The sequence below is a fragment of the Paraburkholderia sp. HD33-4 genome (genome assembly GCF_021390635.1).
In the GTDB taxonomy this organism is placed as follows: domain Bacteria; phylum Pseudomonadota; class Gammaproteobacteria; order Burkholderiales; family Burkholderiaceae; genus Paraburkholderia.
This window is the reverse complement of sequence record NZ_JAJEJS010000002.1, coordinates 366,568-382,897: the sequence shown is the minus strand read 5'-3', so window position 1 is coordinate 382,897 and position 16,330 is coordinate 366,568. Positions and strand designations below refer to the sequence as shown.

The window sequence follows — 16,330 nt, the reverse complement described above, 5'->3', positions numbered from 1 at the left end:
ATGAAGTAAGCCGGCCGGCGGAAGCCGCCGCGCGCTGCGTGCGCGTTCGACCGGACCAGATGAAGACTCGAATACAGAAACGATGACGGCCGCATGCGTGCCGTCAGTGTAGTCAATGCGCGTTGCCGCGCAACGACTCGGGCAACGGCTCGCGATTGCCGGGTTTGTTACGCGTCAGGAAGCCGGCCGCCGCCGCGAGCAGCGACGCGACGCCGAGACCGTACAGGCCGCCCGTGATCGAGCCCGTGTGCTGCTGCAGATAGCCGAAAGTGGCCGGCGCGAAGAAGCCGCCGAGGTTGCCGAGCGAATTGATCAGCGCGAGCACGCCGGCGGCGACGCGCGCATCGAGGTAGCCCTGCGGGATCGGCCAGAACAGCGACGAGGCCGCCTTGAAGCCGATCGCCGAGAAGCAGATCGCGACGAACGAGAACACCGGGTTGCCCGACGTCGACGCGAACAGGCCGATCGCCGCGATGACGAGCGCGACCGCGAGCCACCCTTGTTGATGACGCCATTTCGCCGACACGACCGCGAAGCCGTACATCGCGACCATCGCGATCAGCCACGGAATCGCGTTGAACATGCCGACCTCGAAGTCGGACAGGCCGCCCATCTTGCGGATGATCGTGGGCAGCCAGAAAGTGGCCGCATAGATCGTCAGCTGGATCGCGAAGTACAGGAAGCAGAACAGTGCGATCTGCGGGTCCTTCAGCAGCTTCATCGTCGGCAGATGCGCGCCGCCCTGCGCTTCGCGCGCGGCCTGTTCGGCCGCGATCGATTGTTCGAGCACGCGCTGTTCTTCGGTGGTGAGCCAGTGCGCGTCGCGGATGTGCGACTTCAACATGAGCCAACTGACCACGCACAGCACGATCGAAAACGCGCCTTCGATCAGGAACATCCACTGCCAGCCTTGCAGGCCCAGGCCGCGAATCGACAGCAGCGAACCGGTGATTGGACCGGACAGCACCGACGCGAGCGCCGAGCCGGACAGAAAGATCGCCATCGCCTTGCCGCGTTCTTTTTGCGGCAGCCACTGCGTGAAGTAAAAGACGACGCCGGGAAAGAAGCCCGCCTCGGCGACACCGAGCAGGAAGCGCAGCACATAAAACGACGTGTCGTTCCACACGAACGCCATCGCGCCCGCCACCAGCCCCCAGGTGCCCATGATGCGCGTGAGCCACGCGCGTGCGCCGAACTTCTGCATCAGCACGTTCGACGGCACTTCGAACAGCGCGTAGCCGATGAAGAACAGCCCGCTGCCGAGTCCGTACGCGGCCGCGCCGATGCCTAGATCGGCCTTCATGTGCGCATTGACGAAGCCGATGTTCACGCGGTCGATATAGTTCGCGATGAACATGATCAGGAACAGCGGCAAAACGTTGCGCTTCACCTTCGCGACCGCCGATTCCAGCGGGTCGAGTGCGCTAGTCAGAACTGATGTCAAGATTTGTCTCCCCTGTCGGCCATGCGGCCTGGTGGAACGCAGCGCGGCGCATCCGGTGAGTGCCGGACCCTGAGGTACGCCTGATACGTTGTCTGACGACAGTCTACCGCGTTATTTTGGTCAAATCCAGTTGGGTGTTTACCCTGTTATTCCCAACAGACTCCCTTGAAATAAAGGAATATTCACGATTTACAAGCCTTGTTGACCAAATTGGGGCACCACTCAAACTAAGACGTCTGATGTCTTTAATTGGCATGCGGCCGGCAGCAGCCCATGCGTTTGCGCCAATGTCCGCCTCGACCCCGGTCCGCGGCGCGTCCGCACGCATAAAATAGCCCGCGCCGATGCCGCCGAACGCGGCAGAATCGAGTACAGTCCTGTGCGATACTTTGCGGGACCAGTCAACCAGCCACAAAAATGAGCAGCCTAACTGAAAAGGTGGTGGCCACCCTTTCCGATGAAATTCGCCGCGGCGCGCTGAGGCCAGGCGACCGCATCCCCACCGAAGTCGCGATGATGAAGCAGTTGTCCGTGAGCCGCTCCGTGGTTCGCGAGGCCATTTCGCGTCTGCAGGCCGCGAGGATCGTCGAGACCCGCCACGGCATCGGCACCTTCGTGCTCGCGCCCGCCGCGGAAAAGCCCATGCAGCTTCCCACCGCCGATCTCACCAGCATGCTCGACGTGATGGCGATCATCGAGTTTCGGATCGACGTCGAAGCGGCCGCGGCCGCGCTCGCGGCATCGCGGCGCACCGAGCAGAACCTGAAGCAGATTCGCATCGCGCTCGATCGCTTCGAGTCGGAACTGGAGCGCGGCAGCACCGACACGCTCGCACACGACATCGAGTTCCATCTGCAGATCGCGCGCGCGAGCGGCAACCGCTATTTCTTCGACGTGCTGAGCCAGCTCGGCCGCTCGGTCAGCCCGCGCACGCGGCTCGGTTCGGCCGAGATCGCGGAGCTCGACCATATCGAGGTGTTGCGTAGCGTGCTCGGCGAGCACCTGATGATCTATCGCGCCATCGAGCGTCAGGACGCCGACGACGCGCGCGCCGCAATGCGCATGCATCTGAGCAACAGCCGCGAGCGACTACGCCGCGCGCATGAATTGACGAAGGCTGGCGTGTAACGGCACGCGGGGCTGAGCGGCCGCCCCGCAACCCGACACGTCGCCGGCAATGCCCTCACTGCCCCACGTCGAGATCCATCAACGCCGAGCTCAGCGATTTGCCATGCGCATCGAGCGCAAGCGAACGCGTAACACCTCCGCCGAGCGCATCGCCGAGCACGAAGTTGAATGCGGCGATGCCCGGCAACTCATGACGCACCACGTCGCCGCGCACCACGTCGCACAGATGCGCCTTGACGCGCTCGGGCGTCAGCACATCGCGCAGTCGCTCGTAGTGCCGCGGGTCGTAGCAGATCACCGAGATATTGAGCGTATTGCCCTTGTCGCCGGTGCGCGAATGGGCCAGTTCACGTAGTTTCATCTCAAGCCTCCACCAGCGAGAAAGCCGGCGTCGCATGCTCGCGCGGCAGCAGCACCGATTGCACCGCGACCACCTCGCGTGCCGCCTTCGTCACGCCGCCTCCGCCCGCCGGTCCGTTCGTGTACAGCGTCTCGACCTCGTTGCCGATGCGCACCGCCTCCGCGAGCGACGCCGTGCGCCCCGCCACGCGCGCGCGCACTTCGTACGGCTCGCCATGACCGGCCGCCACCGTATCGCCGTGCAGCGCGTTCACGCCGATCAGATCGAAGCGCAGCTCGCGCGTCTGTACGCCGGTCAGCGCGAGGCGTTCGCGCACGATCTCGAGCGCGAGCCGTGCCCGCGCGAGCGCGCCGGGTCCGCCGTAAGAAATCTGCCCTTCGCCTATATAGCCATCGAAATACGCTACCGACACCTTCAGCGTCGCGGTGCGCTGCGTGCCGCCGCCGCCGCTGACGCGCACACGGTCCGGGGCTTCCTGCTCGACGCGCACCTGCGAGAAATCAGCGACCACGTCGGGCTGCAGATAACGAAGTGGATCGTGGATCTCGTACAGCAACTGCTCCTTGCAGGTCGCCTCGGTCACGAGCCCGCCACTTTGCGCGAGCTTCGTGATCACCACCGAACCGTCCCGTGCGACTTCGGCGATCGGAAAGCCGAGCCGCGCGAGATTCGGCACGTCCTTGAAACCGGGGTCCGCGAAATAGCCGCCGGTGATCTGCCCCGCGCATTCGAGCAGATGGCCGATCACCGTTGCCTGGCCGAGCATCGGCCAGTCGTCCATGCGCCAGCCGAACTCGTGGATCAACGGCGCGACGAATAGCGACGGATCGGCGACGCGCCCGGTCAGTACGATCTGCGCGCCGGCCGCGAGCGCCTCGACGATGCCGCTCGCGCCGAGATACGCATTGGCCGAGATCAGCCGGTCCTCGTACGCGGCTACCGCCTCGCCCGATTCGACGAAATGGAAGTCGCCCGCTCGCACGACGTCGAGCACGTCGTCGCCGGTGACCGCGGCAATCTTCAGACCGCCGAGGCCGAGCTCGCGCGCGATCTGCGCAGTCCGGCGCGCCGCCGCAAGCGGATTGGCCGCGCCCATGTTCGACACGATACGCACGCCGTTACGGGCCGCGGCGGGCAGCACCGCGCGCATGCGCGCTTCGAGCAGCGGGTCGTAGCCAAGCTCCGGGTCTTTGCTGCGCGCCTGCTGTGCGATCGCGATCGTGCGTTCGGCGAGGCATTCGAACACGAGGTAGTCGAGCTGGCCGTGCTCGGCGAGTTCGAGCGCTGGTTCGATGCGGTCGCCCGAGTAGCCCGCGCCCGCGCCGATGCGCACGACGCGTTCAGATTCAGTGGCTGTCATGGTGCTTGCGTCCGTTCAATGAATCTCACAATGGAAAGATCCCGAGCACGACACACGCGATCGTCATCACGACCGACGCGCCGAACAGCAGGGGAAACGTGAATCTTTGGTGATCGGCCAGATCGATACCGCACAGGCCGACCACGAGGAACGTCGCGGGCGTGAGGGGGCTGACCGGAAAACCCGTGGTCATCTGGCCGAGCAACGCGGCCTGGCCGACGTGCACCGCGGGCACGCCAAGCTGGCCTGCTACTTCCGCGATCACCGGTAGTACGCCGAAATAAAACGAATCGGGATCGAACAGCATGCTGAGCGGCATCGACAGAAGGCCGAGCACGATCGGAATATGGCTCGCCATCGCCGGCGGCACGAAACCGACCGCCGCCTGCGCCATCGCCTTCAGCATGCCGCTGCCCTGCATCACGCCGGTGAATACGCCGGCCGCGAGCAGGATGCCGGCCATCATCAGCGCGGCGCGCGCGTGCGCGTCGATCCGTTTGCGCTGCATGTCGACGTTCGGATAGTTGACCATCAACGCGATGCATAGGCCCACCATGAACATGATCGCCGGTGGGATCTTCTCGCCCATCACGACCATCGTGCCCAGCACGACGAGCGTCAACACGATGTTGAACCAGAAGTTTTGCGGACGGCGCAGCGCCTGCTCTTCCGGCGTCAGCTCGCGTTGCGGCATCGGCACGGAACCGTTCGCGGCGGTAAGGCCGAGGCGCTTTTCTTCGCGCCGCCCGAGCCAGTACGCCATCGAGAACACGAACACGAGGCCGATCGCCTGCACCGGTATCAGCGGGTTGAACAACGCGGAGATCGGCAGATGCAGCGACGCCGACGCGCGAATCATCGGCCCGGTCCACGGCAGGAAATTGATGCCGGCCGCCATCGATACCGCCGCGGCGAGCACGCGCCGGTCCATCTTCAGGCGGTCGTAGAGCGGCAGCATCGCGGGAATCGTGACGAGGAAGCAGACCGCGCCGGAGCCGTCGAGGTGGATCAGCAGCGCGAGCAGCGTGGTGCCCATCACGATGCGCGTGGGCCGCGTGCCGACCGCGCGCAGGATGCGCTCGATGATCGGGTCGAGCGTGCCGGCGTCGGTGATCGTGCCGAAGTACAGGATCGCGAATACGAACATGCAGACAACGGGCGCGAGGCTTTTCAGACCATCGACGACGAACTTGCTCGTCTGCAAGCCGAAGCCGCCGAGCAGCGACGCCGCGAGCGGCACGATGATCAGCGCGACGAGCGGCGACATGCGTTTCGATAGGATCGCGCCGAGCAGCACGACGATGGTGGCCAGCCCCAGCAATGGCAGCATGAGCTTGTCTCCAGGTTGTTTTTTAGTGTGATCGAGCGTAAGTTCTGCGCAGCAATAAAACAATTGAAATGAATTGATTGCAGTAATCACAAATCATCATGGATCTGAATCTGCGGGACATCCGCGCGTTCATCGCGGTCGCGCAAACGGGCAGCTTCACGCGCGCGGCCGCGCGGCTGCATCTGTCGCAGCCGGCGTTGACGGTGCAGATTCGCCGGCTCGAGGAAACGGTCGGCCTGCGCCTGTTCGATCGCAACAGCCGCAACGTCGCACTGACGCCGACCGGCCGCGAGTTGCTCCCGGTGCTGCAGAAATCGCTGCACGACATGGAGCACGTGCTGCTCGATGCGCGCGCGCTCGGCGAAGGCGCGAGCGGCACGGTGCGCATCGCGTGTTTGCCGACCTTCGCGGCGAGCGTGCTGCCCGAGCTCGTGCAGGCGCTCAGAAAAGCCGTGCCGCGCGTCGGCTTCGAGGTGCGCGATGTCGTCGCGAGCATGGTCAACACGTTGGTGCGAAACGAGGAAGTCGATATCGGGCTGACCGGTGGCGAGCTGAACGACAGCGCGCTTGAAGTGCTGCATGAGGGCATCGACCGGCTCGTCGCGGTGTTGCCGAAGCAGCACGCGCTCGCACGGCGACGCCGCCCCGTCACGCTCGCCGATCTCGCCGACGAGCCGCTCGTGCTGACCGCGGAGGGCACGAGCGTGCGCGCGGTCGTCGACAGCGCGTTCGCCGACGCGCAATGCGTGCCGCGCATCGCCTGCGAGCCGACGTACATGATGAGCGCCGTCGCGATGGCGCGCGCCGGGCTCGGCATCACGATCCTGCCGGCGTCGGCGCGCGAGGTCCGCGCCGAGCCCGAACTGGTCGCGCGACCGATCGACGAAGCCGCTTTCACGCGGCGCATCGCGCTGATCAGAAAGCGCGGCAGGACCTTGCCGCCCGTCACCGAGAGCTTCGTCGCGATGCTGATCGAACGACTCGGCGCGTCATAGGGCCGCACAGCGTGGTTTCGCGCGTCGTGCGCAGCCCCTAATTTTCACGATACGAAACGATCCCGCGCGTCGTAAAAAATCATGGTGCGTGGCACAAACCGGCCATTTCACGATGTCCGGCGGCGTTGCACATCGTAAAATGAAACGCGCAACTCATTGTTTTTGCGTGAATATTTTTGGCGCAAAGAACGGTTTGACGCCCACTTGCACGCCGACTCGCTGACGTAGACTCTTTCACAAGAGCACGCGCTTCACGCAGTCGGATTCGAGGGGCCTCACGACACGGGCCACCCAAATCCCACAGATTGCGAAGAAGCCGTCGCGAATCGCGGCTTTTTTGATTGGCAACTGGGAGACTAAAAATGAAAGGCTTTCGCTTTGGTTCGACGCAGGGAGCGTTCTACATTCTGCCGGGTCAGGACGGCTGGGAAGCCACCTACGGCAACGAAACACTCGGGGAATTCTCGAGCCCGCAACAGGCCGCCGACGACCTCGCGCGCGGCCTGAGCTGCGAGCATCTGTCCGAGTTCGACACGTCGACGCTCGAAATTCCGGAGAAGCTCGCCGATTGGGAAATCGTTCACGTGTAAGGACGGGTATGACCGACGGCGACGTAGCAGTGAAAGCAGAAACGACAATGGCGCCCGAAGGCGCCATTGTCGTATTTGCGGTCCTGCTTGCGGCTTGGTCCGCGGTTGCGCTGCGTGCTTACCGCGTGGCTTTCGGGGCCATCGCAGTCGCGGCCGCGACGCTTACCGCATCAGTTGCCCGCGCGGCCTCACGCTACCGAATCGACGATCGCGTTCAGCGTCGCGCTCGGGCGCATCGCCTTGCTGGTCAGCTCGACGTTCGGACGGTAGTAGCCGCCGATCTCCACCGGCTTGCCCTGCGCCGCGCCAAGTTCCGCGACGATCTTCGCCTCGTTGTCGGCCATTGCCTTCGCGACGCCCGTGAACTGTGCCTGCAGCGCGGCGTCTTCCGTTTGCGCGGCCAGCGCTTCGGCCCAGTACATCGCGAGGTAGAAGTGGCTGCCGCGGTTGTCGATGCCGCCGACCTTGCGCGCCGGCGACTTGTCGTTGTCGAGGAACTTGCCGGTCGCCTGATCGAGCGTCTTCGCGAGAATCTGCGCCTTCGGGTTGTGATACGCGGTGCTCAGATGTTCGAGCGACGCCGCCAGCGCGAGGAATTCACCGAGCGAATCCCAGCGCAGGAAGCCTTCCTCGACCAGCTGCTGCACGTGCTTCGGCGCCGAACCGCCCGCGCCGGTTTCGAACATGCCGCCACCAGCCATCAGCGGAACGATCGACAGCATCTTCGCGCTGGTGCCAAGTTCCATGATCGGGAACAGGTCGGTCAGGTAGTCGCGCAGCACGTTGCCGGTGACCGAGATCGTGTCCTTGCCCGCGCGGATACGCTCGACCGAGAACTTCGTCGCTTCGACCGGCGTCATCACGCGGATGTCGAGGCCGTTGGTGTCGTGATCCTTCAGGTACTGCTCGACCTTCTTGATGATCTGCGCATCGTGCGCGCGCACCGGGTCGAGCCAGAACACGGCCGGCGTGTTGGTCGCGCGGGCGCGGTTCACCGCGAGCTTGACCCAGTCGCGGATCGGCGCGTCCTTGGTCTGGCACATACGGAAGATGTCGCCCTCTTCGACCGATTGCTCCAGCAGCACCGCACCGGCTTCGTCGGTCACGCGGACCACGCCGTTCGCCGGAATCTGGAACGTCTTGTCGTGTGAACCGTATTCTTCTGCGGCTTGCGCCATCAGGCCGACGTTCGGCACCGTGCCCATCGTGACCGGATCGAACGCGCCGTGCTTCTTGCAGTCCTCGATCACCGCCTGGTACACACCGGCGTAGCAACGGTCCGGAATCACCGCCTTGGCGTCGTGCAGCGCGCCGTCGGCGCCCCACATCTTGCCCGACTCGCGGATCATTGCCGGCATCGATGCGTCGACGATCACGTCGCTCGGCACGTGCAGGCTCGTGATGCCCTTGTCCGAGTTGACCATCGCGAGCGGCGGACGCTGTTCGTACTGAGCCTTGATGTCGGCTTCGATCGCCGTGGCCGTTTCGGCCGGCAGATCCTTCAGACGCGCGTACAGATCGCCGATACCGTTGTTCGGATTGAAGCCGACCTGGGCCAGCGCTTCCGCATGCTTCGCCAGCACGTCCTTGTAGAACACCGACACCACTTGACCGAAGATGATCGGGTCCGAGACCTTCATCATGGTGGCCTTCAGGTGCACCGAGAACAGCACGCCGTTCGCCTTCGCGTCGGCGATCTGCGCTTCGATGAAGCTGCGCAGCGCGTTCTTGCTCAGCACCGACGCGTCGATGATTTCGCCCGCCTGCACCGCCGTCTTCGCCTTCAGGACCGTGGTGGTGCCGTCTGCCGCGGCCAGTTCGATCTTCACGCTACCGGCTTGCGCGACCAGCGCCGACTTCTCGCTGCCATAGAAATCGCCACCGCTCATGTGCGAGACGTGCGACTTCGAGTCCGCGCTCCATGCGCCCATCTTGTGCGGATGCTTGCGCGCGTAGTTCTTCACCGACAGCGGCGCGCGGCGGTCCGAGTTGCCTTCGCGCAGCACCGGGTTCACCGCGCTGCCCTTGATCTTGTCGTAGCGGGCCTTGACGTCCTTCTCGGCGTCGGTCGTCGCGACGTCCGGATAAGACGGGAGCTTGTAGCCCTGGTCGCGCAGCTCGGTGATCGCGGCCTTCAGCTGCGGCACCGACGCGCTGATGTTCGGCAGCTTGATGATGTTCGCTTCCGGGCGCGTGGTGAGTCCACCGAGCTCCGCCAGATCGTCGGAACCCTTCTGTTCCGCGCTCAGGTAGTCGGGAAATGCGGCAATGATCCGGCCGGCGAGCGAGATGTCACGCGTTTCGACGAGCACGTCGGACGAGCGCGTGAACGCCTTGACGATCGGCAGCAGCGAGTACGTCGCCAGTGCGGGCGCTTCGTCGGTCAGGGTGTAGATGATCTTCGGCGGTGTGGACATGATTGATGCTTTGCTAGGAAGTGATAGACAGAGCGTTGGCGGTCGTTGCCAGCGCAAATCGTGGCGCGACGGCGACGGCGTCAGTCCGGCACGACGCAACCCCGCGACCTTCGTTTTGCGATACGACCGAGAGTATATGCGCGTTTTCCACTAAATGTGACGAAACAAACAGGTCCCGAGACCTTGCTCAAAGGTATCGAGTCCCGTGCGACAAGGCTTTGCGGCCGATTACCGAGGTCTTAAGACAGATATCTTATAGATGACTTGCGGCATATTATTTTTGGATAAATGCGAATTGATCGCATTGATGAGCCGCCAATCGCCGTGCCGGCGCCGTGCCGGATGCCTCACTTCACCCCAGCTCCTCACGCTCGCGCTTCGCGCGCCACGCCGTCCTGCGCCGGGGCCGCCGAAGGACGGCGCACGAGCGTCCACAGCAGCGTCGCGCCGATCAGATCGCCAAAACCGAGCGCGACGAAAAACGGCGTATAGCCGACGCGGCTGACGAACCAGCCCATCGTCATCGTGAACGCGAAGTTGCCGAGGCCCGCAACCAGCGCGGCAAGTCCGGTCACCGTGCCGACTTCGCGGCGCGGAAACAGATCGGCCGACATCGAGATCACGGTGATCGACAGCGTCTGATGGGCGAAGCCGCCGAGGCACAGCAGGAACACCGCCATCGCCGGATTCTGGACGAAGCCGACGCCGGCCATGCCGATCATCAGGAACGCGGCCATCGTAAACGCGATGCGCTTGCCGTTGACGATCGGCACGTCGAAGCGGCGCTTCAACCATGCCGACAGCGGACCGCCGACCATGCAGCCGAGGTCGGCCGCGACGAATGGCAGCCATGCGGTCAGCGCGATCGCCTTCAGATCGAAACCGCGCGCCTGGTACAGGTAGAGCGGCATCCAGTAGACCAGCGTGCCCCACACCGGATCGGCGCAGAAACGCGGCAGCGCGATGCCCCAGAAATTGCGCTGCTTCAGGATCTCGAACAGCTTCGGGCCTGAGCCCTGCGCCGCGCGCAAACTGGCCTCCTGGGTCGCGCCGATATAGTCCGCCTCCTCGTGCGACAACGCCGGATGGCGGTCCGGATGCCGGTAAAGCAGCAGCCACAGCACGGCCCACGCGAGCCCCAGCGCGCCGACGATCGTGAACGCGACGTTCCAGCTGTAGTGCAGGATCGACCATGCGATCAGCGGCGGCGCCAGAATCGCGCCGGTCGACGTGCCGAGATTGAACACGCCGGCTGCCGTACCGCGCTCGTGGGACGGAAACCAGTACGCGGCCGCGCGCATGCCGCCCGGAATGAACGAGGCTTCCACCAGCCCGAGCATGCCGCGCAGCACGAATAGCCCGACCCAGCCCGACGCGAAACCATGCGCCATGCAGATCAGCGACCACGCGACGCCGCACAGCAGAAAGCCCATGCGCAAGCCGACGCGATCCATGAGATAGCCGGTCAGCGGCGCGCCGATCGGATACATGACGAGAAACGCGCCGGTAATCCAGCCGTATTCGTGCGTGGAAATGTGCAGATGCTGCAGCACCGTCGGCGCCGCGACGCTCAGCGAACTGCGCGCGAGATAGTTGGTGATCGTGCCGAGCGTGAGCAGTCCGATCATCCACCAGCGCAGGCCTTTTACCTTGATTGTCATGTGTTACCTCGTGTCTCCGTTCGCTTCGTGCGGCAGTTTGCCAGCCGCGTGCGGTTCCCTCCAGTGCAACACTGGCGCGCCGTGCTCGCGGTTGCGGCGCGCCGCGCCGGTCTTCACCGTGCGCGGCCCCGATCGACGCCGCCATATGAGCTCACCGAGCTTTGCGCATGGGCAAACGCGCACGCAGTCAAAGCAAGAGGGGCGCTCTCGGCCCGCGACATCCTCTTCATTTAGATCTCCGGAATATACGAAAGTCTTTTGACCTTGCGGCCGGGCTTGATACCGGAAAACGGGGTTCACAGGAGCTCAGGCTACCGTGCGCAGTTGCGCGAGCAGGCCACCGTCGACGGGCAGCACGTGGCCCGTGATGAACGACGCCGCATCCGATGCGAGGAACAGCACCGGACCCGCCGCTTCATCGGGGTCCGCGTGGCGCGGCAGCGGCAAGCCGCGCGCAGCCGCGGGATCGACTTCGCGCACGTGCGAATGCGGAATCTGCGCGGGCGCGATCGCGTTCACGCGAATGCCGTGGCGGCCGAAATCGGTTGCGAGGCAGCGGGTGAGCGCGTCGATGCCGCCCTTCGTCATGTCGTAGATCGCGTTGTTACGGTGCGCGCGCTGCGCCCCCGGCGACGACACGTTGACGATCACGCCTCGATGCTCGCGCGCAATCCAGTCGCGAATCGCGTCGAGACTCAGCGCCCAGGTCGCGCGCAGGTTGACGTTGAAGATGCGGTCGAAGTCGTCGAGGTTAGTATCGAGCGACGGCACTTTGGTCTGCGTCATGCCCGCGTTGTTGATCAGGATGTCGATTCCGCCGTGCCGCCGCGCGCGCTCGGCGATGTCCTGCCGATGCTCCGCGAGCGCGAGGTCGCCGATCACGACCTCGCAGCGCTCGCCGAGCCGCGTCGCGAGCGAATCGAGCGCGTCGGCGCGCCGGCCGGCCGCGAGCACATGTGCGCCGGCGCGGTGAAAGCGCTTCGTGATCGCCATCCCGATGGCCCCGCTGGCACCCGTCACCACCACGACCTTGCCGCTGAAATCGAATTGAACCTGCATCGTTGCTGTCCGTTGAGTCGCCGCGTAGCGAACAGCGGCATAAGGAAATCGTTTTCTTCAACTTTAAGGACAACAGCACCACAAGTCAAACGGCCTCCCGCGATCAAGCGGCCAGGATAAACGCGGAGCCGTTAGCCAAATAGGTGCGAAGTGGTACTGCCCCGCTTGGTTCCCCGCTTGGTTCCCCGCTTGGTTCCCCGCTTGGTTCCCCGCTTGGTTCCCCCTTGGTAGCACACCCGCGCCACGCTCCATCCGATGTGTGCCGATCCGCATTTACCGGCCGCGAGCCGTTCGCTAGAATAGGAAATCGTTATCCTCCCACTAGCTGACTGCGCCCGCACCGTTCATCGATGAAGGAGCCCGCACCCATGAAGATCGTCTCCATCCGCGTCACGCCCATCGCCATCAGCGACCCGCCGCTTCTGAACGCGAGCGGAGTACACGAACCGTTCGCGCTGCGCTCGATCATCGAAATCGAAGCCGACAATGGCCTGATCGGTCTCGGCGAAACCTATGGCGACAAGCCGGTGCTAGGCGCCCTGCTGCGGGTGAAAGACCGCCTCGTCGGACTCAGCCCGTTCGATCTGAACGGCGCGGCGCGCGCGGTACGCGCGGCGCAGTCGTCGGGCATCGCGCACGCCAACGCGGTGGAAATCGATCTCGCGCCGGGCTCGCAACTCGACAAGGCCGAGCAGAAGGTGTTCGGCGCGTTCGAAGTCGCGCTGCTCGATCTGCAGGCGCGCTCGCTCGGCATACCGCTGCATGAACTGCTCGGCGGCGCGGTGCGTCGCCGGGTGCCGTTTTCGGCGTACCTGTTCTTCAAGTTCGCGAGCGACGTCGATCCTTCGTATCGTCCCGACAACTGGGGCGAGGCGCTGACCCCCGAGCAGATCGTCGGGCAGGCCCGCACGATGATCGATCGTTACGGCTTCGGCAGCATCAAGCTGAAGGCGGGAGCGCTCGAACCGGATGTCGAGGTTTCGAGCCTGAAGGCGCTCAAGCGCGCCTTTCCGAATCACCCTTTGCGAATCGATCCGAACGCAAACTGGTCGCTCGAAACCTCCATCAGGGTGGCCAGCGAGCTCGAAGGCGATCTCGAGTACTACGAGGACCCGACGCCGGGCCTCGAAGGCATGGCGCAGTTGCATCGCGCAACGGGCCTGCCGCTCGCGACCAACATGGTCGTCACCAGCATGGACGAATTCCGTCGTAACGTCGCGCTGAATGGCGTGCAGATCGTGCTGTCGGACCACCACTACTGGGGCGGTTTGCGCGCAACGCAAACGCTCGCAACGATGTGCGATACGTTCGGTCTCGGTCTGTCGATGCATTCGAATTCGCACCTCGGTATCAGTCTGATGGCGATGTCGCATCTGGCGGCGGCGGTGCCGAACCTCACGTATGCGTGTGACACGCACTACCCGTGGCAGGACGACGAGGTGCTCGAAGGCGGCAAGATCAACATCGAAGGCGGCTGCGTGACGCTCACCGATGCTCCGGGGCTCGGCGTCGAACTCGACCACGACGCGCTGCGCGCGCTGCACGAGCGCTATCTGGAATGCGGCATTACGCAGCGCAACGACGCGGCGCAAATGCGCAAGCTGCGTCCGGAGTGGACGGCAAAGAAGCCGCGCTATTGATGCTGCGCCACAGCGCCAACGCCGCCGTCGCGATCCGTCCATCGATCGTGCGGGCGTGTTGCGGCTCGAACGCATGCATGAATGAAGGCGAGCACGCTCACGGGGTGGCGCTCGCCTTTACGCTCGATGGGATACCCGATATTATTAAAAGATCACTGGAAAACGTTATCCTCTACCGATGAAGAAGGGTGCCACCATTCGCGACGTCGCGGCCGCCGCAGGCGTGTCGGTCGCGACCGTATCGAAGTACATGAATGGGACCCAGCGCTTCACCCCCGCCGTCGAGGCGCGCCTGAAGGAGACGATCGCGCAGCTCGGCTACCGTTCGAATCCGCTCGCGCGTTCGATGATCACCGGGCGCACGCGCACGATCGGTCTCGCGATTCTCGACATCCGCAATCCGCATTTCACCAACATCGTGAAAGGCGCCAATCGCGTCGCGCTTCAGCACGACTACACGCTGCTGCTCGTCGATACCGAAGAGAGCCAGGAACGCGAAAAGACGCTGATCGAATCGCTCGCGCAACGCGTCGACGGTATGATCGTGAGTTCGCGCATGCCCGACGAGTCGGTGCAATGGCTGCTCGATCTCGGCAAGCCGGTCGTGCTGTTTGGCCGCAGTTCGCGCTTTCAGATTTCGAGCGTCGGCACCGACAGCAATCTCGCCGGCTATATGCTCGCGAACCATCTGATCAAGCTCGGTCACAAGCGCATCGCGTATCTCGGCTTTGGCCGCTCACGCTGGAACGACGAGCGGATTCGCGGCATTCGCAATTGCCTCGACGAATACGGGCTAACGCTCGACATTCACGACGCACAAAGCCCGTCGGCGGCGGCTGGCGAGCGCGCCTGCTCGGGCCTGATGCTCGGCCCGAAACGACCGGACGCCGTGATCTGCTACAACGATCTGATTGCGCTCGGCTTCATCAAGGAAGCGCGCGCGCTCGGCTTCTCGTTGCCGCGCGATGTGTCGATCGCTGGATTCGATAACGTCCCGTATGGCGAGTACGTGTCGCCGGCGCTGACGTCGGTGGACTTTCAGAGCGAGAAGATGGGCGAGCTCGCGATGACGAAGCTGATCGACGAACTCCACGGCAAGGGCGAAGAAAGCGCGAGTTATTCGATGCTTGATCCGCATCTGGTGGTGCGGGAGTCGACGGTTAGGCGGGAGGCCGGGGAGGCGGCGGACGATGCCGCGGGTGGTGACGGGCGGGTGCGAAAGAGTGTGACCCGGATCCCCGCGGCGGAGTGATCGGGTCACTGCTCGCGCGCGGGTTGGGTTCGCATCGTCGGCAAAACCCGCAAGTCACCCGTATCTACATTGGCTCTACATTTGGACCGTGAAAACCACTCCAAGCCAAGCGAGACAACCAGCCCCCCGCCGCAGCGGCGCGCCAGTCGCCCGCAACAACAGTGACCCCCCCTTACCCCTCGCGTCCCAGAAACTCGACCACCATCCGGTTGAACTTGTCCGCGTGCTCCCACTGCGCCCAATGCCCGCAACGGCCGAACACGTGCAGATCCGCATTCGGCATCCCGGCAACGAGCCGTAAGCCGATGTCCATCGGCACGAAGCGATCATCGCGGCCCCAGATCACGAGCGTCGGCGCGGTGACTTCGCCAAGGCGCGGGCCGTAGTCGTTGAACTGCTTCGGATTCGCGGCGAGGCTCGCGACGAAGTTCTCGAGGTGATCGCGGCGCGCCAGCATGTTCGCAAGACGCGCCTGCATCAGGTCTTCGGTCAACGCCTTCGTGTCGAACACGAAGACGCTCATCATGCGCTGCAGGTTCTCGATGGTCGGGTTGCGGTACAGCCCCTGCAGCAACTTGATGCCTTCGGTCGGCATCGGCACGAACTGGCTCGGGCCGCCGGTGCCGCCGCCCATCAGCACCAGCTTGCCGACGCGCTGCGGCTCGGCGAGCGCGAATGCGACCGCGCTATGCCCGCCCATCGAGTTGCCGATGATATGCACACGTTCGATATCGAGCGCGTCGAGCAGCGCCTTCAGGCTGCGTCCGTTGAGTTCCGAGCGCGAGCCCTTGCAGACGATCGGGTCGCTCTTGCCCCACCCGAGGCAGTCCATCAGGATCACGCGATAGCCAGCCGCGACGAGCGGCTCGACGTTGCGATTGAAGTTGGCCCAGCCGGTCGCACCCGGTCCCGAGCCGTGCAGCATCACGACCGTTTCCGCGCCCTGCCCCACATCGTTGTAGTGAAGCTGCATCTCGCGGCCATCTTCGGTGATGCGCACGAACCGGCTGGTCGCTTCTTCGGTGATCGCCGCTGCCTGCATGTTGGTGTTGCTCATGTCGAATTCCTTTGTTTCACGGGTTAAGTGACCGCG

General features: G+C 64.3%; 14 protein-coding genes. 6 read left to right on the top strand and 8 right to left on the bottom strand.

Annotated elements, in window-relative coordinates; genetic code table 11:
- Window positions 1–112 precede the first annotated feature (112 nt).
- Entirely contained in the window at window positions 113–1,444 is a 1,332-nt protein-coding gene (locus tag L0U84_RS21655) for an MFS transporter (RefSeq protein ID WP_233852554.1), read from the bottom strand.
- A 417-nt stretch (window positions 1,445–1,861) separates the two neighbouring features.
- Between L0U84_RS21655 and L0U84_RS21650 the strand changes: the two genes are divergently transcribed.
- Entirely contained in the window at window positions 1,862–2,572 is a 711-nt protein-coding gene (locus tag L0U84_RS21650; RefSeq protein WP_233852552.1) for a FadR/GntR family transcriptional regulator, read from the top strand.
- A 55-nt stretch (window positions 2,573–2,627) separates the two neighbouring features.
- Here L0U84_RS21650 and L0U84_RS21645 read toward each other — a convergent pair whose 3' ends face one another.
- Genes L0U84_RS21645 through L0U84_RS21635 form a run of 3 tightly spaced genes read right to left on the bottom strand, consistent with a single transcriptional unit; the run spans window position 2,628 to window position 5,623 of the window.
- On the bottom strand, window positions 2,628–2,933 hold the full coding sequence (locus tag L0U84_RS21645) for an AtuA-related protein (RefSeq protein WP_233852550.1): 306 nt from the start codon (window positions 2,931–2,933) through the stop codon (window positions 2,628–2,630).
- A gap of 1 nt (window position 2,934) precedes the next feature.
- The gene (locus L0U84_RS21640; protein WP_233852548.1) at window positions 2,935–4,293 is read right to left on the bottom strand and encodes an acyclic terpene utilization AtuA family protein; all 1,359 of its coding nucleotides are present in this window, start codon (window positions 4,291–4,293) and stop codon (window positions 2,935–2,937) included.
- Window positions 4,294–4,318: 25 nt separating this feature from the next.
- On the bottom strand, window positions 4,319–5,623 hold the full coding sequence (locus L0U84_RS21635) for a CitMHS family transporter (protein WP_233852547.1): 1,305 nt from the start codon (window positions 5,621–5,623) through the stop codon (window positions 4,319–4,321).
- Window positions 5,624–5,721: 98 nt separating this feature from the next.
- Between L0U84_RS21635 and L0U84_RS21630 the strand changes: the two genes are divergently transcribed.
- Window positions 5,722–6,618 (top strand): LysR family transcriptional regulator, encoded by an 897-nt coding sequence (locus L0U84_RS21630; RefSeq protein ID WP_233852546.1) that lies wholly within the window; start codon window positions 5,722–5,724, stop codon window positions 6,616–6,618.
- Window positions 6,619–6,980: 362 nt separating this feature from the next.
- Window positions 6,981–7,208 (top strand): hypothetical protein, encoded by a 228-nt coding sequence (locus L0U84_RS21625; RefSeq protein WP_233852545.1) that lies wholly within the window; start codon window positions 6,981–6,983, stop codon window positions 7,206–7,208.
- Between the two features lie 188 nt (window positions 7,209–7,396).
- On the opposite strand, the gene L0U84_RS21620 is transcribed toward L0U84_RS21625, so the two are convergent.
- The 3 genes from L0U84_RS21620 to L0U84_RS21610 all read right to left on the bottom strand — a co-directional run bounded on the left by L0U84_RS21620 (window position 7,397) and on the right by L0U84_RS21610 (window position 12,345).
- Window positions 7,397–9,625 carry an NADP-dependent isocitrate dehydrogenase gene (locus L0U84_RS21620; RefSeq protein WP_233852544.1) on the bottom strand — a complete coding sequence of 743 codons (2,229 nt, stop codon included), beginning with the start codon at window positions 9,623–9,625 and terminating at the stop codon, window positions 7,397–7,399.
- Between the two features lie 365 nt (window positions 9,626–9,990).
- A complete protein-coding gene (locus tag L0U84_RS21615) occupies window positions 9,991–11,286 on the bottom strand; it encodes an MFS transporter (protein ID WP_233852543.1) in 1,296 nt (431 codons plus the stop codon).
- A gap of 306 nt (window positions 11,287–11,592) precedes the next feature.
- The gene (locus tag L0U84_RS21610) at window positions 11,593–12,345 is read right to left on the bottom strand and encodes an SDR family NAD(P)-dependent oxidoreductase (protein ID WP_233852541.1); all 753 of its coding nucleotides are present in this window, start codon (window positions 12,343–12,345) and stop codon (window positions 11,593–11,595) included.
- A 368-nt stretch (window positions 12,346–12,713) separates the two neighbouring features.
- On the opposite strand from L0U84_RS21610, the gene L0U84_RS21605 reads away from it, so the two are divergent.
- From L0U84_RS21605 to L0U84_RS21595, 3 genes are read left to right on the top strand one after another with little or no spacing between them, the layout of a single operon-like run.
- Entirely contained in the window at window positions 12,714–13,985 is a 1,272-nt protein-coding gene (locus tag L0U84_RS21605) for a glucarate dehydratase family protein (RefSeq protein ID WP_233852539.1), read from the top strand.
- The gene (locus L0U84_RS21600; protein WP_233852537.1) at window positions 13,958–14,167 is read left to right on the top strand and encodes a hypothetical protein; all 210 of its coding nucleotides are present in this window, start codon (window positions 13,958–13,960) and stop codon (window positions 14,165–14,167) included. The genes L0U84_RS21605 and L0U84_RS21600 overlap by 28 nt, the downstream gene beginning before the upstream one ends.
- Window positions 14,164–15,237: a LacI family DNA-binding transcriptional regulator gene (locus L0U84_RS21595; RefSeq protein WP_233852535.1), complete on the top strand. Its 1,074-nt coding sequence runs from the start codon at window positions 14,164–14,166 to the stop codon at window positions 15,235–15,237. Before L0U84_RS21600 ends, L0U84_RS21595 begins: the two co-directional genes overlap by 4 nt.
- Before the next feature lie 172 nt (window positions 15,238–15,409).
- On the opposite strand, the gene L0U84_RS21590 is transcribed toward L0U84_RS21595, so the two are convergent.
- Window positions 15,410–16,294, bottom strand: coding sequence for an alpha/beta fold hydrolase (locus tag L0U84_RS21590; RefSeq protein WP_233852533.1), 885 nt, complete (start codon window positions 16,292–16,294; stop codon window positions 15,410–15,412).
- Window positions 16,295–16,330: the final 36 nt, after the last annotated feature.